This is a genomic window from Acetobacter papayae, from assembly GCF_047721125.1.
GTDB lineage: Bacteria > Pseudomonadota > Alphaproteobacteria > Acetobacterales > Acetobacteraceae > Acetobacter > Acetobacter papayae.
This window is the reverse complement of record NZ_JBDNWF010000012.1, coordinates 37,841-62,314: the sequence shown is the minus strand read 5'-3', so window position 1 is coordinate 62,314 and position 24,474 is coordinate 37,841. Positions and strand designations below refer to the sequence as shown.

Below are 24,474 nucleotides of genomic sequence, written 5' to 3'. Positions count from 1 at the left end.
GGCACAGGCACAGGCACAGGCACAGGCACAGGCACAGGCACAGGCACAGGCACAGGCGGAACAGCCCGCCGTTGCGCAGGCTGCAAGCACAACCGCCCCAGCACAGCCTATCACCACCCCGGTGGCAACCGAGGCGGCGCAGCCCACACAGCCGCCTGAAGCCCATGACGCCCCTGCTCCGGCGGCACAGAGCCCCGCCCAGCCCACAGCTCCGCCCCAGACAGCAGAGGCCGCACCCACAATACCGCCCCCAGCACCCATGGATATGACGCTAATCCACTCGGTCATTGCCACGGCGTTGCAGTTTCTGGGGCCCCGCACGCTTGAAGCCCATAGCAGCCGTGACTTCACGCTCTGGGGGCTGGGCAGTGTCACCGCTCTTGACCCGTCGCTCTCCTTCGATGCGCGCGGCGCGGATATCCGGCTGCTGCTAGGCCAGACTCCGATTCTGTCGCGCGTAGCCCCGCCGGCGGAGGATGCGGAACAGTGGGCCCAGCTCGCCACGGATTTTCTTGATTCTGCCCGCCAGCACTCCTCCGCCGTGGCAACCGCCAGCCGCGAGGAACTGCTACAGGCGTTTTTTGACGAGCTGTTCAACCATCTCGACCCGTATTCGCGCTATATCGGCCCGTCTTCCGCCACCACGGACCGTCAGGCCCGCGCGGGTGGAGAGGCCGATGCAGGCCTGACGCTGACACAGAGCGGCCCGCACATCGTCATTGCGTCCATTAACGCCAATGGCCCTGCCTGGACCGCACCGCTGGATACGGGCGAGCGGATTATCGCCGTCAACAAACGCCCGACCGCAGGCCAGAGTGTAGAGACCGTGCGCGAATGGCTACGTGGCGAGCCCGACAGCCTGCTGTCCCTGCGCCTGCAGGCACCGGGCAAGCGCACGATCCGCACGGTAACGCTGCGCCGCGCCAAGGTGCCGCCTGAAACCGTATTCGCCTTCGCCAGCGGTTCTATCGTGGTGCTGCGCATTACGGCCTTCTCAGCCGATACGGCAGAAGAACTCAGCCAGTATCTCGATCAGGCCGTGCAGGACAAACATCTGCGAGGCCTGATCATAGACCTGCGCGGCAACCGGGGTGGCGTACTGCAACAGGCCATGACCGCCGCCGCCCTATTGCTTGACCGGGGCGTGGCCGCCATTACCAGCGGGCGCGACCCACAGGCCAACCATATCTGGGCGGTGGAAGGTGGGGACATGACCAACGGCCTGCCTATCGCCGTGCTGGTGGACGGGCGCTCGGCCAGTGCGGCCGAAATTCTCGCCGCCGCACTGGCGGACCATCGCCGTGCGGTCGTGATTGGTAGCGCCACACTGGGCAAGGGCCTTGTGCAGACCGTGGCGCAGTTGCCCGATGAGGGCGAACTGTTTGTGACCTGGAGCCGGGTTATTGCCCCGCTGCTGTGGCCGCTGCAGGGGCTTGGCGTCATGCCCCAGATCTGCACCAGCCTTGGAGCACTGGAAACCGGGCGGGCCATGCGCGATCTGGCGGCGGGACAGCTTGATAACCTGCCGGCTGTCGTCGCCTCGCGCGCAGCCCGCTACCCGGTGCCGGTCTCACGCATCATGGCCATTCGCCGGGCCTGCCCGGCGGCCCTTGGCACCGATACCGACCTGAGCGTAGCACGTGATGTGCTGGAGCATGACGCCTGGTATAAAACGGCACTGGCCGCCATACCGGATGAAGCCGCTCCCGCAGCGCCTGCCCCCGCCGCACCGGCCACACCCCCTTCGGCTACACCAGCCGTGCTTCCGGCCTCGCTACCCGCGCAGGGGGGGCCATGACTGCTCCACGCCTGAAAACCGATATCCTTGCCCGTGCCCTCGTGCGCGAATCCGCACGTGATGGCCGCTCGGCCATGGTGCTGCGCAAAGGTGATGCGGATGCAGGGGGGATTCTGGTGGTCTTGGTCAACCGCGCGGGCGATGGTGTTGTTCTGAGCCAGACCCGTACACCAGATGGTGATCCGGCATGGATACGCGCCTCAGGCCCGACCCCGCTAAACGCACAGGATGTGCAGGCCTACACGGACCGGCAGCTAAAATACGACCCTGACCTGTGGGTGCTGGAAATGGAAAGTGATGATTTCAGCCCTCCGTTTCAGGCAATGCTGCTGTGATACAAACGGGTAGAACCGTGGCATACGTCACACGCCTGCAACATTTATTGCATGGAAAAAGGCCGGGTTGGGGAAAACTCCCTCTCATGCCTGTTGCGCCAAAGGCCAGTTTCCAGCAAAGACAACAGGCATGTGCCTCTTTACATCCCGTGTCACACTTGATGTACCACACCGCCACAGCGGGGAGAATTCCATGACGCCACGTAAGGCCCTGTTTGTGCGGACCGCGCTTTCCGTGCCTCTGGCCGCCGGGTTGCTCCTTGCAGCGGGCAGCGTAATGGCCCAGCCCGTGCAGGGCCTGTATGTCAGGGGTGAAGGTGGTGCCACCTTCAATCAGGATCAGACCGTACGGGCTTCCAATGCCTTCCCCTCCGGGCGGGACAGTTGGCACACAGGCGGCGTCGGTATTGGCGCCGTAGGCTGGGGCTTGGGCAACGGCTTTCGTGTAGAAGTCGAAGGCGACTACCGCAGCATGGCCTACAAGCAGTTCGTCAATAGCAACCTGTCCTCCTCGCAGGTTGGTGGCCGCAGGCAGACCTATGGCTTCATGGCCAATGCTCTGTTTGACCTCGATATCGGCAAGCCTTGGCTGTTCCCTTATTTTGGCGCGGGTATCGGCTATGGCTGGACCGCCATGCGCACTTCCATTCTGGCCACCAAGGGCAACGATACAGCCAATGAAACCATTGGCGGCACCTTTGGCAACTTCGACTATCAGGGCATTTTCGGCCTATCCTTCCCGCTGCCCGGCGCCGTCGGGCTGTCGGCCACGGCGGAATACCGGTTCTGGACCATGCTTGGCCCGCAGTCGCATGGGGTCGTATCCACTGGCACGCTGGGCGGCACAGACGGCACGCATTCCTATGCGAGCATAAGCGGCCACCACGACACGCAGACAGACTTCAACCATTCGCTGATGCTGGGCCTGCGCTACGAGTTCAACCCCGCACCGCCCCCGCCGCCGCCCGCACAGGTTCCTGCTGTGCCAGCCCCGCAGGCGGCACGGAGCTATCTGGTCTTTTTTGACTGGGACAAGGCAAGCCTGACGGATCGTGCGCGCTCCATTGTCAATGAAGCAGCACAGGCTTCGTCCCATGTCGCGCTGACACGGATTATTGTCTCGGGCTATACGGACAATTCCTCCGCCCATCCGGGGCAGGCAAGCGGCAAGGCCTACAACCTCAAGCTGTCCCTGCGCCGTGCAGAAATCGTCAAGGCTGAGCTGATGCGTGATGGCGTGGCTGGCACGACCATTGACGTGCATGGCTATGGCGAGGCCAATCCGCTGGTTAAAACCGGCCCCAATACCAGAGAACCCCAGAACCGCCGGGTTGAAATCCTGTTCCGCTAAACACCGGCCCCAAGGGGCTGGATTTAGCTAGGAACAGAAACAGATTACCACAGACCGTGCAGGTAGAATTTTGCCTGCACGGTCTGGCTAAAAAGGGCCTTACAGGCCCGTAAACAGGGATGTGGACAGGTAGCGCTCGGCAAAGGACGGCGCGATAACCACAATAGTCTTGCCCTTGTAGCGTTCTTCCGCCGCCAGACGCAGCCCCGCATGCAGCGCAGCCCCTGAAGAAATACCAATCGGAATCCCTTCAAGCCGGGCACAGCGGCGGGCCGCAGCAATGGCCTCACGCTCGGATACCGTCAGAACACCATCAAGCTGTTCTGTATCGAGTGTAGCGGGGCAGAACCCCGGGCCGATTCCCTGAATGCCATGCGGGCCGGGCTCATCCCCATTGAGAATGGCGCTTTCAGCCGGTTCCACACCAAAAACCTCAAGCCCTTTACGGCGCGCTTTCAGTGCGGTGGCAATACCCGTTGCCGTGCCCCCCGTACCCACACCGGCCACAACCACATCCACATCGCCAGCAGTATCCTGCCAGATTTCCTCTGCCGTGGTCGCGGCATGCACGGCGGGATTAGCCTGATTATCGAACTGATCGGGCATCCAGGCATCAGGCGTTTCGTTGAGAATTTCATTGGCACGGGCAATAGCCCCGGCCATGCCAAGGCGTGCGGGGGTCAGTTCCACCTGTGCATCCATCAGGCGCAGCATCCGCCGCCGCTCAATAGAAGCACCCTCGGGCATGGTGACAACCAGCCTGTACCCGCGCGAAGCAGCAACAAATGCCAGCGAAATACCCGTATTGCCCGATGTAGGCTCCACCAGCAGGGTTCTGCCGGGGATAATCAACCCACGGCGCTCGGCATCCAGCACCATGGCCGCCCCGATCCTGTCCTTGACCGAACCGAGCGGGTTAAAGAATTCCAGCTTGATCAGCAGACGCGCCTTGAGGCCGTCATCCTGCGTAAGATGAGGCAGCGCCACCAGAGGCGTACCCCCCACCAGATTCACAACCGAATCGTAAACACGCCCACGCGGCGCCGCAAAACCATACCCTTCTGCTTTTTGCGTCTTCGTCGTCATTCCTAGCCCCGGTTGCACTGTTTACAAAACACACATGCTTATAATACGAAATAACAACGTAGATAAACAAGCGCTCCCCTGCTATACCGTAATTCTGAACAGGAAAACAGCGGGCCATATTCTGCCTGACAACAACAACCGGAAGGATGTTTTCATGATTCTCCGACGCGACAGGGCAATGACAGCCGTACTCATCATGCTGGATGTTGCTTTTTATGCTGGCCGCGCCGGTACCGTCAGTGCGGCTGATATCGCGGAACGATCAGGCCTTGTGCGGCGTGGAATCGAACCCCTGCTTCAGGCCCTGTCACGCTCCGGCCTGCTGGAAAGCATTCGCGGCCCGCGTGGTGGCTACAAACTGGGCCGGCCCCGGCGCGATATTTCGCTGGTCAGCATTATCAGCGCCGTCGCGGGAGATGATCAGACCGAAGACGGCACGGCCCCCGGCCCGCTGCTCCAGCGCGTAATCGAACCATGCTGGGCGGAATACGAGGAAACTCTGACCGAAAAAATGGAACAGACCACGCTGGACGACCTGGTGCGCCGTGCCGAAAAATCCGGCCTCAAGCGCCCGCTGAGCGAGCCCATCACGTTTTCGATCTGATACGGTACGGGCCGGTTTACGGCCTTGCCCAGCGGTTCATACAAAAACGGCGCCTGCCTAGCAGACGCCGTTTTTTAATGGGTTAGCAGTTTTAAACCGCCCTACCTCAGTGCTTGCTCTTGGCTGCCGAAGCAGCGCGATGCACCGTGGCTTTCTTTTTGCCCTTGCTAGCAGGCTCTGCCGCCGGAGCCGGGCCAGTCACCGCTGGGTGGGGCACGTAAACGCCTGTGGCATCAACCTGTGCCGTTACAGTCAGCTTGGTGCGCTGCTGGCCGGGGCCGGGCACCAGAATGACCGTAAACGTATCCTGCCCGGCATAAGCCAGTGTGGGGGTGTAGGTTACGTGCGTATCGTTATCCAGCGAATACATGAACGCCTTGCCGTGTTCAGGCACCGGTGCGACTCCGAAAGACGCATAGGCCTTGCCATCAGGCTGAGAGATCAGCAGTTCGCACAGCCCGTCATCCGAGCGGACGGTCATGGTGGTGGACAGCTGCCCATCAGCACCCTTGACCACGGGCGTGGTTTTACACACCGCTGATTTTTTCATGTAACCAAACGGATTGGGAGATCCGACATGAACCGGCCCACTGGTTGTTGCACAGCCAGCCAGCATGCCACCGGCCATAACCAGCCCGGCAATTCCTCTTAAGCGCACTCCACAGCTCCGCTTCATTTCTGTTGAACTTGTTGTTTTCGCGGCCCGCCATCATCCAACCGGACACCTAGCGCCGCGAGACACGATAGAGATCGTTTTTTTGTTTAAAACATCCCGCGACAGGAAGAAAGAGGCCCCACGCCAACGCACGGCACCTTCGCAACAGGGCTGGTGTGTCCAAGCATTGTTTTACCGTGCGGATAGCCCTAAAACAGCCTGTCTTTCCCGCCGTCATTTCCTGTGGCACCGACCCTCGCACCTGAGCGGTTGCTGTAAGGAGCAGGAAGCGGCAGAAAGACATGCTATTTCGGTTTTGTTCTGGCCCCAATACGCACCGCCCGGTCTGTGGTTGTGTGGAAGCGCATCTGTCGGAGGTACCGCATGTCCCTTTCCCGTCTTCTTGCCGCAGGTATTTTTGCCGCGGGCGTGGCGTATGGCTCCGTGTCATTCGCCGCCAGCCCCTGCGGCCATTCTCCCGCGCATGAGGCTTTCAGCGTACAGGGCCTGAAAAGCGAGCTGATGGTTACCGCCCTCAAATGCTCCGCGCAGGACCGCTACAATGATTTCGTAGCCAAGTTCCGCCCCGAACTGCTCGCTGCCGAATCCAAGCTGAACGGTTATTTCCGCTCTGTTTACGGCCGCAAGGGCCAGCAGGAATTCGACAACTACATCACCCAGCTCGGCCTTGTGCAGGAAGATGCGGGCCTGCAGTCCGGCACGCTGTTCTGCCAGCAGCGCGTTTCCATGTTTGACGAGGTAAAGGCCCTCGAAAACGCCGAGGATCTGGCTAACTACGCAGATGGCAAGGACGTCGCCCAGCCTTCCACCTTTGAAGCCTGCGCAGCGCCCAGCACGTCTCACCCCACGGCTCCCACGCGCCGCCGCACCACCCGCAAGGCCTGACCTGCCGCAAGGGGCGTGCCCGGCACGCCCACTGCTTGACGAATCAGCCTTAAAGCGGGACAGACTTCGTGCATGAGTGATCTGTTTTCCGCACCGTCCGTTCCTGGTGGCTCCGGCCCGTCTTCCACCCGCGCGAAGAACACGGAACCTCAAGCCTATGATGCTAGCGCCATCGAGGTGCTGGAAGGGCTTGAGCCTGTTCGCCGCAGGCCCGGCATGTATATTGGCGGCACCGACGAAGCCGCCCTGCACCATCTGGCAGCGGAAATTCTTGATAACTCCATGGATGAAGCGGTGGCGGGCCATGCCACCACCATCGATGTCCGTCTGGATGCCGAAAACCGCCTGACCATCCGTGATAACGGACGCGGCATCCCGGTTGATCCGCACCCGCGTTTTCCTGACCGCTCAGCCCTTGAGGTCATTCTGACCACGCTGCATGCGGGCGGTAAATTTTCCGGCAAGGCCTATGCCACATCAGGCGGTCTGCACGGGGTGGGTTCCTCGGTCGTGAATGCCCTGTCCTCGCATATGGATGTAGAAATCGCGCGCGAGCGGGTTTTGTGGCGGCAGTCCTATGCCCGGGGCAAGCCTGTCAGCCCGCTGGAACAGGTGGGAACTGCTCCCAACCGCCGTGGCACACAGATCAGCTTTCAGCCTGACCCGGAAATTTTTGGCACGCAGCTTTTCGCACCCGCGCGGCTGTTCCGGCTCTGCCGCTCCAAGGCCTTTCTGTTCCGTGGGGTGACCATCCGCTGGTCCTGCGACCCGGCGCTGATCCGCACGGGGGATGAAACCCCCGCCGAGGCCGTACTGCATTTCCCCGGCGGGCTGGCTGATAGTCTGGCCGATGAGCTTGGCACCAACCCGCCTCTTCTCACCCCGTTCTGGGCCGGTGAAGCACCACTGCCCGCCGCGACCGATGGCTCGGAAAACGGCAAGGTGGAATGGGCGGTCGCCTTTCTGGAAAGTGGCGCGGCCTCGCTGGTTTCATACTGCAACACCATCCCCACCCCACAGGGGGGGACGCACGAAACCGGCCTGCGCAATGCGCTGGTCAAAGGACTGCGTGCATGGGGGGACCAGCGTTCGGTCAAGAAAGCCTCGGCCATTACCGCCGAGGATGTTCTGGGCATGGGCGCGATCCGGCTCTCGGTATTTATCCGTGATCCGCATTTTCAGGGTCAGACCAAGGAAAAGCTGACCACAACCGAAGCCGCCCGTCTGGTGGAAACCGCCCTGCGCGACCGCTTTGACCACTGGCTGGCACAAAACCCGCCACAGGCAGATTCGCTGCTGGCCTTTGTTGTGGAACGCGCGGAAGAACGCCTGCGCCGCCGTGAGCAAAAAGATACGCCCCGCAAAAGTGCAACCCGCCGCCTGCGCCTACCCGGCAAGCTGACGGACTGCACGCGTGAACAAGCTTCCGACACAGAAATCTTTCTGGTGGAAGGCGATTCCGCCGGTGGATCGGCCAAACAGGCCCGCAACCGCGAAACACAGGCCGTGCTACCGCTGCGTGGAAAAATCCTCAACGTAGCCAGCGCCACATCTGAAAAACTGCGCGCCAATCAGGAACTGCATGACCTGATCGAGGCTCTTGGCTGCGGGTCGGGCGACTCTTTCGACCTCAGCCGCCTGCGCTACGGGCGCGTTATCATCATGACCGACGCAGATGTGGACGGGGCGCATATCGCCTCGCTGCTGATGACCTTCTTCTACCGCGAACTGCCCGAACTCGTGCGGAACGGCCACCTCTACCTTGCCCAGCCGCCCCTCTACCGGCTGACGCAGGGTGCGAAGAGTGTGTACGCCATGGACGATGCCGATCGTGATCGCAAAATGAAGAGCGAGTTCAAGGCGCGCGGTAAAATCGATGTCTCACGCTTCAAAGGGCTGGGAGAAATGCCCCCTGCCGATCTGAAAGAGACCACGATGGACCCCAAGCGCCGCACGCTGCTGCGGGTTGTAACGCCGCCGGAAGACCGCATGACCACCCGCCAGCGGGTAGAAAGCCTGATGGGCCGCAAACCCGAGCTACGCTTTGCCTTTATTCAGGAACATGCGCGCTCGGTGGACGAACTGCTCGATATCTGAAGCCCGATACCCTCCCCGCTGGAAAAGCAGCGGGGGGATTGGCTAACGACCAGAATATAGCGGAGAAAATCCGGGAGCATGCCCGGGCTTTGCCTGCCACCGATATGCCCCGCATCTCTGCGGTGCCAACCGACAAGCACATTAATAACAACACGATGCAAGACCTGAGTTCTGCCGCTTGATAAGCGCGGCTAGAACCCGTTTTCTACGGTCTATGCACGCCGCACCCAGCCTAGCGGCTGGCTACATGCACGATATCCTGCACTGTTCCCCCATGTGCCGCAGCACTCAGCCCACTGGCTACATGGCCATGAACCGCCTGCATAACCACCGGGTCAAACAGGCGGGTAAAGGTTGAGGGGTGAACACCCATCCACAGGGTTACCACGGCCAGAGGCACCAGAACGGCCATTTCGCCCGCCGTGAGGTCACGCAGCAGGCCCACCGTGCCTTTTACGCCGCCAAACAGCACCCTGCGATACAGCGAGAGCATATACACCGCCCCCAGAATCATGGTGCTTCCAGCCAGCAGAGCAACCCATAGCGAGACATGCACCGCCCCCATGAGCACCAGCAGTTCCCCAACGAAGGAACCCGTGCCCGGCAGGCCGACATTAGCCATGGTAAACAGCATGGCCAGCAACGCGAGAATGGGCATCTGCCGGGCAACGCCCCCCAGTGCATCGATGTCGCGGGTTTCCGCACGCCATGCTACCGCAGCCACACAGAAGAACAGGGCGGCAATTACCACACCATGCGAAAGCATCTGGAAAATGGCGCCGTCTATCCCTTCCGCTGTCAGGGTAAACAGCCCGACCGCAATCATGCCCATATGCGAGAAGGAAGAATATGCCACCATCTTTTTCATGTCGGACTGGGCATAGGCCACGATGGCGGCATACAGAATGGCGGCAACCCCGAGCGCCAGAATATACGGCGCAAAAACCCGTGCTGCATCAGGGAACATCAGCACCCCGAAACGCAGCAGACCATAGGCCCCGGTTTTGGACAGCACACCCGACATCATGGCCGTAGCCGGTGTGGGAGCCTCGGTATAGGCATCGGGCAGCCAGGCATGAAGAGGGAACAATGGCAGTTTGACGCCAAAGGCCAGCACAAAAGCCAGTAACAGCCACCCCTGCAAGGGCTGCGAAAAACCCGTTTGCATCAGGGTGGGAATATCGGTTGTGCCGGTCTTGAGCCACATGGTGATCAGCCCGACCAGCATGAAAAGCGAGCCTGCAAAGGTAAACAGAAAGAACTGGAGCGACGCCCAGACCCGTTTCTGCCCACCCCATATCCCGATCATGAGGGAGCCGGGAATAAGCGTTGCTTCGTAAAACACGTAGAACAGCACAAGATCCTGCGCGGAAAACAAGCCGAACAGCGCTGTTTCGAGCATCAGCAGCATGGCCACGAAATCGCGCCCCTGTGTCTGCACGCTACGCCAGCCCGCCAGAAGCGAAAGCGGAGTGAGGAACGCTGTCAGCAGCACAAACACAAGGCTGATACCGTCCACCCCGGTATGGTAGGTAATGCCGTATTCACCCAGCCAGCCCAGCCGTGTTTCATACTGCAAACCGGGCTGTGTGGGGTCGAACCCGACCCAGAGCAGAACACTGAGACCAAGCGTTACAAGCGTTGTCCACAGGCCAAGCCACCGCGCGGCACGATCCCGCTCCTGAGACGCGCCGGGGCACAGAAAGGCCACCAGCGCACCTGCCAGCGGAAGATAGGTTATCAGCGAGAGGAGGATCGGCTGCACGACTTCACCGCCTTATGGGTTTGTTTCGTAATGCCCTATACTGCGCCTTTTCACCCTGCGATACCAGCGCACCACCGTTCACGTTCTGCCGAACTGCACGGATAAAAACACCCCGGATCAGCGGCGTCCGAACAGACGCTCCAGATCGCCACGGCTGAGTTTCAGCCAGGTTGGCCGCCCGTGCGAGCAGGTGCCCGCAAGTGGTGTGGCCTCCATCTGGCGCAGCAGGGCGTTCATTTCCTCGGCACTCAGCCTGCGCCCCGCCCGTATGCTGCCATGGCAGGCCATGCGTGCGATCACCGCATCCAGCCGCCCGTCGAGTGCTGCCATTTCGTCTGGTGCGCCGTGCTCATCGCGCTCCAGTTCATCGGCCAGATCACGCAGCAGGCCTATTGCATCGGTTGCCCCGAGCATGGCGGGCAATGCGCGTATCAGCACGGACTGGCCGCCAAAACCTTCGATTTCTACACCGAGTCTTTCCAGCAATGGTGTGGCGGCAAGCAGGCTTTCCACCTGAGCGGGCGGCAGATCCACGACATCAGGCACCAGCAGGCGTTGTGCCTGCACCCGCCCGGAGAGGAACTGCTGGCGAAGCCGCTGATGGGTCAGCCGCTCATGGGCCGCATGCTGGTCTACCAGAATAAGGCTGCCATCCGCCGCAACAGCCAGAATATAGGTATCGAGCACCTGTGCCACAGCCGCACCCAGCGGATATTGCACCGCAGGCTGGCCGATCGTATCGCCACCACTCTCAGCAGCTTCGGGCATCTCGGCCGGTGGGGCTCCGGCCTCATGCGGCGAAGTTGGGAGAGGAGCCGCAGGCTGGATCATGCGGGCTGCGGGCGGCGCATCAAAACCCAGACGTTTTTCGGCAAAACCGCTCGCGGGAAAACCCGTAAACGGCGGGGCGCCACCTGCCCGTGGTGCCTGTGCCGCCAAATGCCCCTGCACCGGAAGCTCTGGCGCCGGAGCCGCTGGCCCAGCCGTGTTTTCGGGCGGATACCAGATGCGGGCCTGCCGCCCAAGGCCCGAAGACAGAACCGGACGCACACCCGCCACACCGGCTCCATGCTCAAGCGCTCGCTGTATGGAACCAATCACCAATGAGCGCACGGCGGCTTCATCCGCAAAGCGTAGTTCTGTTTTGGCGGGGTGGACATTCACATCCACCATCTGCTGCGGCACGCTCAGGGAGAGTGCAACCACCGGGTGCCGTCCCGGCTCGATCACCCGGCGATACGCAACCCGGACAGCCGTTCGCAGCAGCGGGTCCACTACCGGGCGGCCATTGACCAGCATAAACTGCCCTGCCGCCGTGGCCCGGTGTACCGAAGGCGGGCAGATAAAGCCCGACAGCACCATGCCTTCACGCTCGCCGCTGACACTGACAAGGCCATTGGCCTCCGCCGCATCCAGCAGGGCCGCGGCCCGCGCCTGCAGGGTTTGGGCTGGTAGATCAAATACGAGCCTGCCATCAAGCGTCAGACGAAAAGCGGTGTCGAAAGCAGCCAGAGCCAGCCGCCGCACCACGCTTTCGGCATGACGCCCTTCCACTCGCGCGCTTTTAAGAAATTTACGGCGGGCCGGAGTGGCAAAAAACAGGTCTTCCACCACCACACTGGTGCCCGGCGCGCCCGAGGCGGGGTGCGGAGGCGTTACCCGCCCACCTTCCACCCGGATACGCCATGCCCCGCTCTCGCCCTGCGGGCGGGAGGTAATGTTCAGCCGCGCGGCAGCCCCTATGGAGGGCAGCGCTTCACCCCGGAAACCCAAAGTGGTGATCTGCACCAGCGTATCGTCACGGAGTTTAGACGTGCAGTGCCGTTCCACCGCCAGCGCCAGATCGGCCGCGTTCATACCGCAGCCATCATCGGTGACGATCATACGATCAATACCACCGCCTTCCAGCGCGATATCAACACGCCGGGCACCGGAATCAATGGCGTTTTCGACCAGTTCCTTCAACGCCGCCGCCGGGCGCTCAATGACCTCGCCCGCAGCAATCCGGTTGACCACAACCTCGGACAAACGCCGTACAATCCCCTGCCCCTCCTGAGAAGGAGCAGAGGACGGCGGCGCGGCAAAAATATCGTCAGCAGACATGAAAACAGACGGGCCTTTCAGGACAGGCGCCGTGTCACGACCCGGACTTGCTGGCCTTCTGGGTCGGTGTCACGCCCTGCGTGGGCGGATTGCCAAGCGCTGCATTGGTTTTCAGGCGGCGGTTTTCTTCGTTGGTGTCCACCACGGAGCCCGCATTATGGCCTTTCCAGAACATAAGCTGCTCGATAAAGCCCGAACCCGCAGCCCCAAGCTCACCTTGATCCGGCACATCGGATGCTGCGGTCGCCTCGTTCACCAGAATGGACTGACCTTCGCTCGTATCGCCGGTGGAGCCACGCAGCGCCACATCGGGCGAAATGGTTTCAAGCGCCTGCAGGCGTTCGCTTTCGTCCTGCCTGCGCTCATCGCCCTTTGTGGTGGGCTTGGTCAGTTCATCTGACGGCGGCATGGACAGCGGTGCACGGGTCGTGACCGTGTACTCGTCAGGCATGCTGCGCTCCAGACCAAAGGCCCGTGCGGCCTCGTTGCCGGAGCAGCCGCTCAGCATAAGGCAGCTACCAAGCAGCAGCACCGGAGAAATCAGGGTTGAAACACGCCGCACCATCATCTGCCTTCTACTCATCCTGAAAAGCCCCGACACTGCGCGGGCTGGCTGTATCTCACGGTGTCCTGTCGGCCTGACTGGCCGCACTGCCCGAAAGGCAGTTTTGCACCAGCAGCACACAGACAGAGCACACTATAGCGGAATCAGCGACGTTGAACACATACCATGACCAGCCAAAAGCATGGGCATGCAGAAAATCAACCACCGCCCCGTACCGCACCCGGTCAATGACATTGCCCACGGCCCCACCGGCCACGGCCCCCACGCAGGCCGCCGTAAGCTTGCTGGGCGTGCGGAACATCCACACGGCCAGCAGCGCCACAACAGCCAGCGCAATAACCGAAAACACAATCCGCCCTGCCCCGCCAAAGCTCGAAAACATGCCAAATGTCACGGCATGATTCCAGACCATGGTAAAGTTCAGGAACGGCAGCACCGGTACCGACCCCCGTGCGGGCAGATCAAGCCCGTAGAGAATCCAGAACTTGCTGAGCTGATCAGCCGAAAGCACGAGCATCAGCACTAAAAGCCCGATACCAGCCGGGCGCAGCATGAAAGGACGCCCGCTCACGCGCGCTCCAGCCCCTTGCTGTCCGCCACGACACTGGCGCAGCGCAGGCACAGCCCCGGATGCTCGGGGTCAGCCCCGGTTTCAGGCAGGACTTTCCAGCACCGCACGCATTTCTCACCCGCAGCCACGCTCACCACGGGGGCTCCATGCAGGGTGCCCCCTTCATCGGCATCCACGTAAACCGAGGAGCTGGTGGGGTCGATCACAACATCCACATACGACACAATGGCCAGTTCAGCCCAGTCCACGCCAGCGAACAGAGCTGCTTCCTCTTCCGACAGGGTCAGTTCAACCTGCGCCTGCAGGGAAGAGCCAATCTGCCCGGAGCGGCGCGCACCTTCGATTTCGGTGGTGATAACACGCCGCACCGCACGCACACGGGTCCAGCGTTCTTCCAGTGCCGGGTCGTTCCATTCCACTGGCATGTCCATGAACGCCTGTTCATGCACGCTGTTTTCACGCCCGAAGCGGGCACACCATGCCTCTTCCGCCGTAAAGACCAGAACCGGGGCCAGCCATGTGCTCAGGCAGCGGTGCAGGATATCAAGCACTGTCCGCACTGCGCGCCGTGTGGGCGTGGCCGGGCCATCGCAATACAGCGTGTCCTTGCGGATATCGAAATAGAAGGCCGAAAGGTCGGTCGTGCAGAAACCGTGCAGCGCCGGATAGACGCCCACCCATTCATGCGTTTCCACCGCACGGGCCACAAGCCCGCCCAGCTCGGACAGACGATGCAGCACCCAGCGTTCCAGCTCGGGTAGTTGCTCATACGGCAGGGTTTCGGCCTCGTTAAAGCCGTCCAGACCACCCAGCAGCCAGCGCAGCGTGTTGCGCAGGCGGCGGTACAGCTCACCCTGCTGCTTGAGAATTTCCTTGCCGATCCGCAGATCGTCATTGGTATCGGAATTCATGACCCACAGGCGCAGCACGTCAGCTCCCAGCGAGTCATTGACATCCTGCGGGGCTACGACATTGCCAAGCGACTTGGACATCTTGCGGCCATGCTCGTCCAGCACGAAGCCATTGGTCACCAATGCGCGGAACGGCGCCACACCCCGTGTGCCAACACTTTCAAGCAGCGAGGACTGGAACCAGCCGCGATGCTGGTCCGAACCTTCAAGATACAGATCAGCCGGGAAGCTCAGCCCCGGACGCCCGAGCACGAAGGAATGGGTGGAACCACTTTCGAACCAGACATCGACAATATCGAAAACCTGTTCGTAATCGTCAGGGTTACGGCCTTCGCCCAGAAAGCGCTCGGGCGGGGCGCTGTACCAGGCATCCGCCCCTTCGGAGCGGAACGCCTCGACCACACGGTTCATGACCTCTGCATCGCGCAGCACTTCGCCCGTGCGTTTTTCCACGAACACGGCAATTGGCACGCCCCATGCGCGCTGGCGGCTGATGCACCAGTCCGGACGGGTACGCACCATGGAAGTCAGGCGGTTGCGGGCCTGCGCGGGCACGAAGGTTACATCCTCGAGCGCCTCAAGCGCTTTTTCACGCAGCGCGCTATCCCCATCCATGCGGATGAACCATTGCGGCGTGGCACGGTAGATGATGGGCGCACGGGAACGCCATGAATGCGGATAGGAGTGGACAATCTGCCCACGCCCTACCAGCCCGCTGGGAGCCGCACCCGTGCTGTTGGCGCGTTCCATGACACCGGCTAGTGCCTCGCACACCACATCGGCTGCCTTGAACACATGCACACCGGCAAAGCCCTGCACCCACGGCGCGTATGTGCCATCAGCCAGCACTACTTCCGGCACTTCGATGCCATAGGCGCGGCAGAGCTGGAAATCATCCTCGCCATGGGCGGGGGCCTGATGCACAAGCCCGGTGCCTGCCTCGGTCGTTACGAACTCGCCGGGGAGCATCGGCACATCGAAATCATACCCCGCACCACGCAGCGGGTGGGCGCAGATGGCCCCCTCCAGCGCGCTGCCGGGCAGGGTATAGACGATGTGATGGGCCTCGACCTTTGCCTCTCGGCAGAAAGAATCCACCAGCGCTTCAGCCACCAGCACCTTGGCACCGGGCACCAGCGTAGCGCCCTCGCCCGTTTCATCCACCCGCAGCACCACGTAGGTAATGTCCGGCCCGAACGCCAGCGCGCGGTTACCCGGAATGGTCCATGGCGTGGTGGTCCAGATCACCACCGATACATCGGTCAGCGCATGCAGGGGCGTGGGGTCATGAATGACCGGAAACGCCACCAGAATCGTGGTGGAAGTGTGATCGTGGTATTCGATTTCGGCTTCGGCCAGAGCGGTTTTTTCAACCGGGCTCCACATGACCGGGCGCAGGCCGCGATACAGCCCGCCATTGAGCAGAAAACGCCCGATTTCCTCGACAATGGCTGCCTCGGAGGAAAAATCCATGGTGGCGTAACGGTTATGCCACTCGCCCTGCACGCCCAGACGCTGGAATTCCTCCATCTGCACGCCCAGCCAGTGGCCCGCATAGGCCCGGCATTCGGCCCGGAACTCGAGCACGGGCACCGTGTCCTTGTCGCGCTTGGCCTTGCGGTAGCCTTCTTCCACCTTCCATTCGATAGGAAGGCCGTGGCAGTCCCAGCCCGGCACGTAGCGCACGGCGTAACCCGCCATACGGTGTGCGCGGTTGATAACGTCCTTGTTGATCTTGTTCAGGGCGTGACCGATATGCAGGTTGCCGTTGGCGTAGGGCGGGCCATCATGCAGCGTAAAGACCGGACGCCCCTGCGCCTGCTCCGCCAGCCGCGCATCCAGCCCGCTTTCCTGCCAGTGCTTCAGCCATTCGGGTTCCTGCGTGGGCAGGCCACCGCGCATGGGAAAGGATGTACGCGGCAGAAACACCGTATCGCGATACTGATCGGCGAGGTCTGTCTTATCCGGGTCGCTGGCGGTTTTGGTCATGAGCGGCAGGGGTCACTTCAGTTCAGGTTCAGGGCGCGGGCGAAATGCCTGGCGCGGGAGCGGGCTACAGATTTCCATATGCCGACCAGCGCGCGCATTCCCTTATCAAAAAGGAAACCCGCAGGGTCAAGTGCGACAATCAGGAGAGGGTGTTCCCCAGCAGGTGGCGGGCCTGTTCCGCATCCCGCGCGATCTGGGCCTTGAGCGCGTCCAGACCGTCAAAACGCTGCTCGCCACGCAACAGGGCATGCAGGGCCACGGATAGGGTCTGGCCGTACAGGTCGCCCTCGAAATCAAACAGATGCACTTCCAGCCGGCTTTCCTGCCCATCGTTGATGGTGGGCCTGCGTCCGATATTGGCCACCCCGAAAACCGACTGCCCACCGGGCAGGCGCACCGTTACGGCATAGACCCCACGCGCGGGCTCCAGATGCCGCCCCAGCGGAATATTGGCGGTAGGGAAACCCAGCAGACGCCCACGCTTGTCACCATGCTGGACCTCGCCACGGATAGCCCATGCCCGCCCAAGCTCGGCTGCTGCGCGCTCGGGGTAGCCATCCTGCAACAGCATACGCACCCGGCTTGAGGAATACGGCCCCGTAGCATCCGCCAGAGCCGGAACCTGCGTGCAGCCGATCCCCAGAGCCAGCGCCTGCTCGCCCAGCAACGCCACAGTGCCGCCGCGCCTGTGCCCAAAGGCAAAATCCGGTCCGCAGCCCACATGCTTCAGATGCAGCGCTTCATGCAGCACCTCGCGCACGAACTGGCTCGCGGTCAGTTCCGCAAAGGCGGCATCAAAGGGAATCTGAAACACATGGCGCACGCCCAGCGCCTCCAGTGCGGCCAACCGCTCATCGGATAGCGTCAGCCGAAAAGGCGGGTCCTGCGGGCGGAACAGCTCACGCGGGTGCGGCTCGAATGTTACCACCGCACGCGGCAGGTCGGGGCGCGCGGCATAGACGGTGTTGACCAGATGGGCATGACCCAGATGCACGCCATCGAAATTACCCAGTGCAGCCGCACAGCCATGGGCCTCAGGCGGGATATTGCGCCAGTCCGTATACAGGCGGGCCTTTGTCAGCACGACTGAGCCCTTTCCGCCTCACCCTGCACGGTGCCAGACAGGCCAAAACGCTCCACAGCCTGCGCAATATCAGCACAAACCGGGTGACGCTGGCTTGCCACCGTCGCATCTTCCACACGGGCAATCTGGCAGACCCGCAGCCCCGCCTCTGATGCGGCGTCCAGCTCAGCCTCGACATCGGACAGGAACAGCACATCCGCCGCCTGCCAGCCTGTTTCGGCCAGAATATTGCGGTAGCTCTGCGCTTCTTTCTTGCCGCCCACGCGCAGGTCAAAAAAGGCGCTGAACAACGGGGTAACATCCCCCTGTTCCGTATAGCCGTAAATCAGCCGCTGCGCCGGTTCGGAACCCGAGGAATAAACCGCCAGCACCACACCCGCCGCATGCAGCGCACGCAGGCAGGGCACGACATCGGAATACAGGTCCGCCACCAGTTCGCCCTGCCTGTAGCCACCATCCCAGCATAGGCCCTGAAGGGTCTTGAGCGGTTCTACCTTGGCATCTTCATTCATCCAGAGTGCAAGCTGTTCAGCCGGGGGCACGCCGGGGGCCAGTTCGCCAATCTGCGCTACGGCGCGCATCACCACCGGGTCAGTAGCACGGTCGGCCAGCAGGGCAGCGAGATGCTGCCTTGCATAGGGAAACAGAACATTGTGCACAAAGGACACCGGCAGGGTCGTGCCTTCGATATCCAGCAGCACCACGCGCGGCGGAACGGTCTGCTCAGGGGCCTGCAAAGTCATGGTCGATGCTCGCTCAACACGCGTAGGACGGAAACCGGCGGGCAATCTCATCGCCCGTATAGCGGGCCACCCAGCCTTCCTTGTGGGTAAAGATACGCAGCGTCACCACATCGGGCTCCGGCCCGGCGTCAAACCAGTGCCGCGTGCCTTCGGGAACGGAGATCAGGTCTGTCTGGGTGCAGCCCACATCATAAATCCGCCCACCCACATGCAGCACGAAATGTCCGCCGCCATGCACGAAAAACCGCACCTCGTCCTCGCTATGGATATGCTCGGACAAAAACCGCTCACGCAGGGCTGCAAGGTTGGGGGTTTGCGTGTTCATACGCAGCACGTCAGCCGAACCCGCCCCTGTCTCGCCCATCAGCCGGTCAAGCCACGGGCGGTAGGTTTCAAGAATGGCCTCTTCGGCTGCATCCTTGGGCGGAATGGTCGGGCCTTCCCAGCGTTCAAAACGCACACCCATGGGGGCCAGCAGGCTTGCGATTTCATGGGGGTCGGAAGTCTGCAGAACAGGCGTGCCGGGCTGCCCGTCCTCATAAACGCTCAGGCTGCTCATGCCTTCAGTTTCCTTCTTTCCAGTTCGCAGGCCAGCAGGAACTCAAGCCCTTCCAGCCGTGCCAGCGCCATGCCCATGTCACGGCCCCAGACATACACACCATGGCCGCGGATAATGTAGCCTGCGGGCATGTCCGCCACATGGGGCTCCACTTCGCGGGCAAGCCGGGCAATATCCTGATCATTGGGGAATAGCGGCACAGGCACCGTGGCCTCGTGCGTGTCCTGCCCGGCAAACACCTTCTGCACTTCGTAATCGCTCAGCAGAATCCGGGGCGATGGCTCAATCATGGACAGCACGGTAGACGCAACGGAATGGCCGTGCAGCACCGCCCCAACATCAGGCAACAGGCGATAGATCTGGCAATGCAGCAGGGTTTCCGCGCTGGGGCGATTGCCCGCATCATGCGGCTGGCCAGCCAGATCAACGGTAATCACGTCCTGCTCACTCAAGAACCCCTTATGGCATCCCGAGCGGGTAATGGCGATCCGCCCATCCGGCAGACGGCGGCTGATATTGCCTGCTGTTGCAGGCACCCAGCCACGGGCATCAAGCCTCTGGCCCGCCTGCACGATATCGCGCGCAGCCGCAGCCAGATCCGGCGTGTTGTCACTCATTTCTGTTCCATAACTCGCAGGTCGCGCAAACAGCCCGCCACGCATGGTGCCACGCCCTGAAAAAGCGCGGCTTCATGCCTCAGCAGGGCAGTGTTTCAGCGCGGGGTGGACTGATCGGCAGGAGCGCGCGTTTCGGCAGCAGTCGCCACGGGCGGGGGGGCAATATGCCCGCCCGCATTGCGCGTGGCAGCCTGCTCCTCCAGCGATTCGTCATCCGCCATGTGTTTCTTGAACGATTTGATGCCTTTGGCCACATCGCCCATCAGTGTCGTAATCTTGCCGCCACCGCCAAACACAACCAGAACCACAACAAGCACAATCAGCCAGTGCCAGATGCTCAGACTACCCATTTCACGCTCCCCCTGGCCCGTCAGCCCGCCTGTTTACCCCACAGCGCAGCCACGCCAAAAAACTCCACTGTGTACATGAGGGCGAATGCCCGTTCATGCAAGCCCTTCCTTAATGCCCTGTGCATGGGCTGGGCTCAGCTTCCCCCCTGCCATGGCGGCTCTATAAAGCCGTACGCAGGATAGACGGTTTTACCCAGTGCGCGGGAGGGTGCCCACCACACGCGCACACGCGTCCAGTCATTACGCGGCGAAACATCCACGATAGGGGCCGAACGCGTCACCCGTCCCGGCTCCCAGTTGGCATGATCGACCAGCACCAGCCGACTACTTCTGACCTGCCGCACAACTGAAACATGACCCGAAGGCAGCCGCCCTGTTGCGCGGAACACCAGCACATCGCCCTCATGCGGGACAGATGAGCGGGTATAAATCCCGCGCGACCTGTTCCACCACAAAGCGGCATCGCCCCGCAGATTGACCGCCGAATGCTCCCGTGCATAAGGCGCGCACTGCACGGAGCCATTCCAGCTTCCGCTCACGCGGCCCGAACTGCCGCCTGCACAAGCGGCCAGCATAAGCAGCGGCACCAGAACCCCCGCCCGCCGAAAAACGGACAGCATGACACGCCACCCCGCAAGCGCGGTTACGATTCGGCCTTCAGTCGTTCGAGCCATTCGTCCGCCTCCTCCCGTGTCATATCCAGCGCGCGGGCTGCCGTATCGCGTGCGAACCCGGCCCGTGCCAGCACGCCCAGCGCCCGGTGTACCCCTCCAGCATCCGCCCGCCGCCTACCGGCTGCAACCCGCCTTGGCCGAGGAGATTCGTCCTCATCCCACACCTCGCTCCCCCACTCATCAGCGGGCGTGCTGTCATCCATGCTATCAGCGGCATGACTTTCCTGCACCGCACTAGCGAACGGCCCCAAGCGTCTTTTACGCGCCAACACCAGAGCCGCGCACAACTCCCGCTCGGTGGCGGACAGGCCACGGTTATACCCCGTCTGGCCATAACCCTGTGCGCCTACGCCCTCCTCGAGCGGCTCTTGCGCTTCATCACCCTGCATGGCCTGCGCCCGGATAGGAGCCGCAACACCCCGGGCCGCCAGATGCGCCTCTATAGCCCGGCTGGAACGCCCCGTGCGCACCAGCCTGCGCGCACGGGCATGGGCAAAGGCGGCATCATCCACCGCGCCAAGGCTCACCATTTCCTGTGCAATTTCCGTACATACGGCGGTAAGCGCCTGCGCCTGTTCCTCTGCACCTTCCGCCCCGGCAGCCGTGGCCCGTGCACGCCAGCGAGCCACGCGCCGCAGTAGCACCTGCTCCAGCCCATGCCGGGTTGTGCCAAAACGGGCCAGATGCGCCAGTGCGGCCTCACGCAGTGCCGCACGGTCTGGCGCGGGGGGCACGACAGGGGGCACAGCAGCGGCCCTAGCCGGTTCCCCCCTGCCTGGAGAAGCCTTCCTGCGGGCCTGTGTGCCCAAAGAGCGCGCGCGGGTCATGCTACACACCCTAGCGCGCCCCTGCTGTCAGGCAAACACTCCAAAGCGCTGAAACCACACGCAATCCTGCCCTGCCCTTCAGGCGCTCCCGCCTTTGACGCATGCCGCGCATGCAGGAATTTTAAGCCAGATATTTGACTCTCTGCTGTTGAAAGCGCCATGATACAAAAGTGTAACGGATCGCCCGCTCCATTTTCAGGCAGCGGGCGCTTTTCGTTTTGCATCATCGTTTTCATGGCCACCAACCGGGTTCAACACTCAACTCAAAGCAAAGACCAGTCTCATGATCTCTCCGCTCATGCCAACCTACAAACGCGCCGATCTCGCCTTCGAGCGGGGAGAGGGCGCATGGCTGTACGCATCGGACGGACGACGATTTCTGGACTTTGCCGCTGGTATCGCCACCAGTTCAATCGGGCATGCGCACCCGGCTCTGGTAAAGGCCATCAGCGAACAGGCGGGGCGGGTTATCCATGTCTCGAACCTGTTCTGCATTCCGCAGGCAGAAAAACTGGCTGAACGGCTTGTGGCCAACACGTTCGCTGATAGCGTGTTTTTCTGCAATTCTGGCGCTGAAGCCAATGAAGGCATGGTCAAGATGGCGCGCCGGGCGCAGTTTCTGGCCGGCCACCCTGAACGTACCGACATCATCTGCATGGACGGCGCGTTCCATGGCCGCACGCTGGCCATGCTGTCCGCCACCGGCAACCCCAAATATCTTGAAGGCTTCGGCACGCCGGTTTCCGGTTTCACGCATGTGCCTTTCAACGATATCGAAGCTGTCCGCGCCGCGATAACCCCGCGCACCGCCGCCATCATGCTTGAGCCCATACAGGGCGAAAGCGGGATCAAGGTGGCTGATCCGGCTTACCTGCGCGCCCTGCGTGCCCTGTGCGATGAAACCGGTGTGCTGCTGGTCCTTGATGAAGTGCAGACTGGCGTAGGCCGCACCGGCCGCCTGTTTGCCCACCAGTGGGCCGGGATCACCCCGGATGTCATGAGCACGGCCAAGGGGCTGGGCGGCGGCTTTCCCATCGGGGCCATTCTGGCCACGCAGGCAGTCGCCGCAGGCATGACACCGGGCACGCACGGCACGACCTTCGGGGGGAACCCCCTAGCCTGTGCCGCCGCCAACGCCGTGCTGGATGTCATTCTCGCCCCGGGTTTTCTTGATCAGGTCTGTGAACGCGCCGCCCTGATGGACACCCTGCTGGACGCGGTTGTGGCCGATGCACCGGAAATTTTCGACCAGCGCCGTGGCCTTGGCCTGCTGCTGGGCCTGCGCTGCGTGCCACCCGTGGGCGATGTGCAGGACGCGGCACAGGATGCTGGCCTGCTGTGCGTTACAGCGGGCGATAACGTCCTGCGGCTTGTCCCGCCCCTGACCGTAACCGAAACCGAATGTCGTGACGCCGTGGCCTGTCTGGCGCGCGCCATCGCCGCCCTGAAAGACAGGTCGACCATCAAGACTGTTCTGGAGCCTACACCGTGAGCGCCGTCGCCTCCATTGTTCCGCCCTCCCTCAACTCCGTGCCGCCGCGCCATTTCCTTGACCTGAAGGATCTGGACACGGCCACCCTGCGCCAGATTATCGACACGGCGGCAGGCATGAAGCGCATGCAGCAGGGGCGGCGCTTTCCGCTGCACCCGCGCCAGCCACTGGCCGGGCGGCAACTGGGGCTGATCATGTCCAAGCCCTCGACCCGCACCCGGGTTTCGTTCGAGGTGGGCATGCGCCAGCTCGGAGGGGATGTGGTGGTGCTGTCCCCACAGGAAATGCAGATCGGGCGGGGCGAGAGCATTGCCGATACCGCCCGCGTGCTCTCCCGCTTTGTGGATGCCATCGTACTGCGTACCGGCCATACGTCAAACCTGCATGATCTGGCCCGCTGGAGCGGTGTGCCTGTCATCAATGGCCTGACACCCAACTCCCACCCGGTGCAGATCATGGCCGATGTCATGACCTTTGAGGAACATCGTGGTCCGGTTAAAGGCCGCACATTCGCCTGGACAGGCGATGGCAATAATGTGCTGGTATCCTTGATCGAAGGGGCTGTGCGTTTTGGCTTTACGCTGCGCGCTGCAACCCCGGTGAGCATGAAGCCGCCGCAGGATGTGCTGGACTGGGCGTTGCGCGAAGGCGGCAAGGTGGAATGGACCGCCGACCCCCGTGCCGCCGTGGACGGGGCCGACTGCGTGGTGACCGACACATGGACCAGCATGTCCGACTCCGAAGCCGAAGCCAGCGCGCGCGCCGAACGGCTTGAGCCCTACCGTGTCACCACCGAACTGATGGCGCTTGCCGCACCGCAGGCCCTGTTCATGCACTGCCTGCCTGCCCATATAGGGGAGGAAGTCACTCAGGAGGTGTTTGAAAGCCATCATTCCGTTGTGTTTGATGAGGCCGAAAACCGCCTGCACGCCCAGAAAGGCATACTGGCCTGGGCGCTGGGTGGCGCGAACTGGACTTCTTTCGGCAAGGAACAAGGCTGATGAATGGTGTAGACAGAGCCGCCTCCCCCACCACAACGGAAGATACACCCAACGCCCCCGGCTGGGTGGAAAGCAGTCTGGACGCCATTCTGGCAGGCCTGCCCGTTGCGGCGGACAAGCTCGCCCCGCTGCGCGCCAGCTATCTCGACTGCCTCGCAGGGTGCGGCCGCACGCAGGACCTTGATGCCGAGCACGATGCCTGCCGCAAGGCATTTCTGGGCAGTCTGACCTCGGTTCTGGACCTTTCCGCCCCTGATCAGCGCGCTCTGGAACAGAAGCTCGAAAAACTGGAACTGGATATTTCCTCGAACATCTGACCCATGGCGGCGGGGCCTTGCGGGCCCTGCCACTGCGCGTTTTCTCCGTTTCATGCTTATGCAGGGCCTGACTT

Annotated in this window: 23 protein-coding genes; 9 read left to right on the top strand and 14 right to left on the bottom strand. The window is 62.2% G+C overall.

The features are described from left to right. Positions 1 to 109 precede the first annotated feature (109 nt). From ABF757_RS05900 to ABF757_RS05890, 3 genes are all read left to right on the top strand, one after another. Positions 110 to 1,798, top strand: a complete 1,689-nt coding sequence (locus tag ABF757_RS05900; RefSeq protein WP_415481339.1) for a S41 family peptidase — start codon at positions 110 to 112, stop codon at positions 1,796 to 1,798. Further along, a complete protein-coding gene (locus tag ABF757_RS05895) occupies positions 1,795 to 2,133 on the top strand; it encodes a DUF1491 family protein (protein ID WP_415481333.1) in 339 nt (112 codons plus the stop codon). Before ABF757_RS05900 ends, ABF757_RS05895 begins: the two co-directional genes overlap by 4 nt. Before the next feature lie 193 nt (positions 2,134 to 2,326). Then, on the top strand, positions 2,327 to 3,484 hold the full coding sequence (locus ABF757_RS05890; RefSeq protein ID WP_025860926.1) for an OmpA family protein: 1,158 nt from the start codon (positions 2,327 to 2,329) through the stop codon (positions 3,482 to 3,484). Positions 3,485 to 3,583: 99 nt separating this feature from the next. Here the strand turns inward: ABF757_RS05890 and cysK are convergent, their stop codons facing one another. Continuing rightward, entirely contained in the window at positions 3,584 to 4,570 is a 987-nt protein-coding gene (gene cysK / locus ABF757_RS05885) for a cysteine synthase A (RefSeq protein ID WP_415481332.1), read from the bottom strand. 154 nt (positions 4,571 to 4,724) lie between these two features. On the opposite strand from cysK, the gene ABF757_RS05880 reads away from it, so the two are divergent. Then, entirely contained in the window at positions 4,725 to 5,174 is a 450-nt protein-coding gene (locus ABF757_RS05880; protein WP_025860927.1) for an RrF2 family transcriptional regulator, read from the top strand. Between the two features lie 106 nt (positions 5,175 to 5,280). Here ABF757_RS05880 and ABF757_RS05875 read toward each other — a convergent pair whose 3' ends face one another. Beyond that, a complete protein-coding gene (locus ABF757_RS05875; RefSeq protein ID WP_415481331.1) occupies positions 5,281 to 5,832 on the bottom strand; it encodes an Ig-like domain-containing protein in 552 nt (183 codons plus the stop codon). 381 nt (positions 5,833 to 6,213) lie between these two features. Between ABF757_RS05875 and ABF757_RS05870 the strand changes: the two genes are divergently transcribed. Next, entirely contained in the window at positions 6,214 to 6,735 is a 522-nt protein-coding gene (locus ABF757_RS05870) for a hypothetical protein (RefSeq protein WP_415481330.1), read from the top strand. A 72-nt stretch (positions 6,736 to 6,807) separates the two neighbouring features. Then, positions 6,808 to 8,832, top strand: a complete 2,025-nt coding sequence (parE, locus tag ABF757_RS05865) for a DNA topoisomerase IV subunit B (RefSeq protein WP_415481329.1) — start codon at positions 6,808 to 6,810, stop codon at positions 8,830 to 8,832. Positions 8,833 to 9,064: 232 nt separating this feature from the next. On the opposite strand, the gene ABF757_RS05860 is transcribed toward parE, so the two are convergent. The 12 genes from ABF757_RS05860 to ABF757_RS05805 form a co-directional block, all read right to left on the bottom strand. Then, positions 9,065 to 10,597 carry a complex I subunit 4 family protein gene (locus ABF757_RS05860; RefSeq protein ID WP_415481328.1) on the bottom strand — a complete coding sequence of 511 codons (1,533 nt, stop codon included), beginning with the start codon at positions 10,595 to 10,597 and terminating at the stop codon, positions 9,065 to 9,067. A 117-nt stretch (positions 10,598 to 10,714) separates the two neighbouring features. Next, complete coding sequence (gene mutL / locus ABF757_RS05855) at positions 10,715 to 12,700, bottom strand: DNA mismatch repair endonuclease MutL (RefSeq protein WP_415481327.1); 1,986 nt, start codon at positions 12,698 to 12,700, stop codon at positions 10,715 to 10,717. Positions 12,701 to 12,734: 34 nt separating this feature from the next. Beyond that, positions 12,735 to 13,265 (bottom strand): DUF3035 domain-containing protein, encoded by a 531-nt coding sequence (locus ABF757_RS05850; protein ID WP_025860932.1) that lies wholly within the window; start codon positions 13,263 to 13,265, stop codon positions 12,735 to 12,737. Positions 13,266 to 13,320: 55 nt separating this feature from the next. Next, positions 13,321 to 13,836 carry a signal peptidase II gene (gene lspA / locus ABF757_RS05845; protein ID WP_025860933.1) on the bottom strand — a complete coding sequence of 172 codons (516 nt, stop codon included), beginning with the start codon at positions 13,834 to 13,836 and terminating at the stop codon, positions 13,321 to 13,323. Then, entirely contained in the window at positions 13,833 to 16,736 is a 2,904-nt protein-coding gene (gene ileS, locus ABF757_RS05840; RefSeq protein ID WP_415481326.1) for an isoleucine--tRNA ligase, read from the bottom strand. The genes lspA and ileS overlap by 4 nt, the downstream gene beginning before the upstream one ends. A 139-nt stretch (positions 16,737 to 16,875) precedes the next feature. Beyond that, positions 16,876 to 17,817: a bifunctional riboflavin kinase/FAD synthetase gene (locus ABF757_RS05835; protein ID WP_035370898.1), complete on the bottom strand. Its 942-nt coding sequence runs from the start codon at positions 17,815 to 17,817 to the stop codon at positions 16,876 to 16,878. Next, entirely contained in the window at positions 17,814 to 18,563 is a 750-nt protein-coding gene (mtnC, locus tag ABF757_RS05830) for an acireductone synthase (protein ID WP_415481325.1), read from the bottom strand. The genes ABF757_RS05835 and mtnC overlap by 4 nt, the downstream gene beginning before the upstream one ends. A 13-nt stretch (positions 18,564 to 18,576) precedes the next feature. Further along, positions 18,577 to 19,122, bottom strand: a complete 546-nt coding sequence (locus ABF757_RS05825; RefSeq protein ID WP_415481323.1) for a 1,2-dihydroxy-3-keto-5-methylthiopentene dioxygenase — start codon at positions 19,120 to 19,122, stop codon at positions 18,577 to 18,579. Then, positions 19,119 to 19,739: a methylthioribulose 1-phosphate dehydratase gene (locus ABF757_RS05820; protein WP_415481321.1), complete on the bottom strand. Its 621-nt coding sequence runs from the start codon at positions 19,737 to 19,739 to the stop codon at positions 19,119 to 19,121. The genes ABF757_RS05825 and ABF757_RS05820 overlap by 4 nt, the downstream gene beginning before the upstream one ends. Positions 19,740 to 19,834: 95 nt before the next feature. Beyond that, positions 19,835 to 20,089 carry a twin-arginine translocase TatA/TatE family subunit gene (locus tag ABF757_RS05815; RefSeq protein WP_025860937.1) on the bottom strand — a complete coding sequence of 85 codons (255 nt, stop codon included), beginning with the start codon at positions 20,087 to 20,089 and terminating at the stop codon, positions 19,835 to 19,837. Positions 20,090 to 20,223: 134 nt separating this feature from the next. After that, on the bottom strand, positions 20,224 to 20,709 hold the full coding sequence (locus ABF757_RS05810; protein WP_025860938.1) for a CHAP domain-containing protein: 486 nt from the start codon (positions 20,707 to 20,709) through the stop codon (positions 20,224 to 20,226). Between the two features lie 23 nt (positions 20,710 to 20,732). Beyond that, the gene (locus ABF757_RS05805) at positions 20,733 to 21,509 is read right to left on the bottom strand and encodes a RecX family transcriptional regulator (RefSeq protein ID WP_415481319.1); all 777 of its coding nucleotides are present in this window, start codon (positions 21,507 to 21,509) and stop codon (positions 20,733 to 20,735) included. A 364-nt stretch (positions 21,510 to 21,873) separates the two neighbouring features. Between ABF757_RS05805 and ABF757_RS05800 the strand changes: the two genes are divergently transcribed. The 3 genes from ABF757_RS05800 to ABF757_RS05790 are packed head-to-tail and all read left to right on the top strand — an operon-like array spanning position 21,874 to position 24,400. Continuing rightward, positions 21,874 to 23,082, top strand: a complete 1,209-nt coding sequence (locus tag ABF757_RS05800) for an aspartate aminotransferase family protein (protein WP_415481318.1) — start codon at positions 21,874 to 21,876, stop codon at positions 23,080 to 23,082. Next, positions 23,079 to 24,083 (top strand): ornithine carbamoyltransferase, encoded by a 1,005-nt coding sequence (gene argF / locus ABF757_RS05795; protein WP_025860941.1) that lies wholly within the window; start codon positions 23,079 to 23,081, stop codon positions 24,081 to 24,083. Before ABF757_RS05800 ends, argF begins: the two co-directional genes overlap by 4 nt. Further along, entirely contained in the window at positions 24,083 to 24,400 is a 318-nt protein-coding gene (locus ABF757_RS05790; RefSeq protein ID WP_025860942.1) for a hypothetical protein, read from the top strand. The genes argF and ABF757_RS05790 overlap by 1 nt, the downstream gene beginning before the upstream one ends. Positions 24,401 to 24,474 lie beyond the last annotated feature (74 nt).

What these genes read in the sequence shown, in the direction of transcription:
- ABF757_RS05895 (WP_415481333.1), top strand. Translation starts at nt 1,795, where the DNA reads ATGACTGCTCCACGCCTGAAAACCGATATCCTTGCCCGTGCCCTCGTG.
- ABF757_RS05890 (WP_025860926.1), top strand. Translation starts at nt 2,327, where the DNA reads ATGACGCCACGTAAGGCCCTGTTTGTGCGGACCGCGCTTTCCGTGCCT.
- cysK (WP_415481332.1), bottom strand. Translation starts at nt 4,570, where the DNA reads ATGACGACGAAGACGCAAAAAGCAGAAGGGTATGGTTTTGCGGCGCCG.
- ABF757_RS05880 (WP_025860927.1), top strand. Translation starts at nt 4,725, where the DNA reads ATGATTCTCCGACGCGACAGGGCAATGACAGCCGTACTCATCATGCTG.
- ABF757_RS05870 (WP_415481330.1), top strand. Translation starts at nt 6,214, where the DNA reads ATGTCCCTTTCCCGTCTTCTTGCCGCAGGTATTTTTGCCGCGGGCGTG.
- parE (WP_415481329.1), top strand. Translation starts at nt 6,808, where the DNA reads ATGAGTGATCTGTTTTCCGCACCGTCCGTTCCTGGTGGCTCCGGCCCG.
- mutL (WP_415481327.1), bottom strand. Translation starts at nt 12,700, where the DNA reads ATGTCTGCTGACGATATTTTTGCCGCGCCGCCGTCCTCTGCTCCTTCT.
- ABF757_RS05850 (WP_025860932.1), bottom strand. Translation starts at nt 13,265, where the DNA reads ATGGTGCGGCGTGTTTCAACCCTGATTTCTCCGGTGCTGCTGCTTGGT.
- ileS (WP_415481326.1), bottom strand. Translation starts at nt 16,736, where the DNA reads ATGACCAAAACCGCCAGCGACCCGGATAAGACAGACCTCGCCGATCAG.
- mtnC (WP_415481325.1), bottom strand. Translation starts at nt 18,563, where the DNA reads ATGACTTTGCAGGCCCCTGAGCAGACCGTTCCGCCGCGCGTGGTGCTG.
- ABF757_RS05825 (WP_415481323.1), bottom strand. Translation starts at nt 19,122, where the DNA reads ATGAGCAGCCTGAGCGTTTATGAGGACGGGCAGCCCGGCACGCCTGTT.
- ABF757_RS05820 (WP_415481321.1), bottom strand. Translation starts at nt 19,739, where the DNA reads ATGAGTGACAACACGCCGGATCTGGCTGCGGCTGCGCGCGATATCGTG.
- ABF757_RS05815 (WP_025860937.1), bottom strand. Translation starts at nt 20,089, where the DNA reads ATGGGTAGTCTGAGCATCTGGCACTGGCTGATTGTGCTTGTTGTGGTT.
- ABF757_RS05810 (WP_025860938.1), bottom strand. Translation starts at nt 20,709, where the DNA reads ATGCTGTCCGTTTTTCGGCGGGCGGGGGTTCTGGTGCCGCTGCTTATG.
- ABF757_RS05800 (WP_415481318.1), top strand. Translation starts at nt 21,874, where the DNA reads ATGATCTCTCCGCTCATGCCAACCTACAAACGCGCCGATCTCGCCTTC.
- ABF757_RS05790 (WP_025860942.1), top strand. Translation starts at nt 24,083, where the DNA reads ATGAATGGTGTAGACAGAGCCGCCTCCCCCACCACAACGGAAGATACA.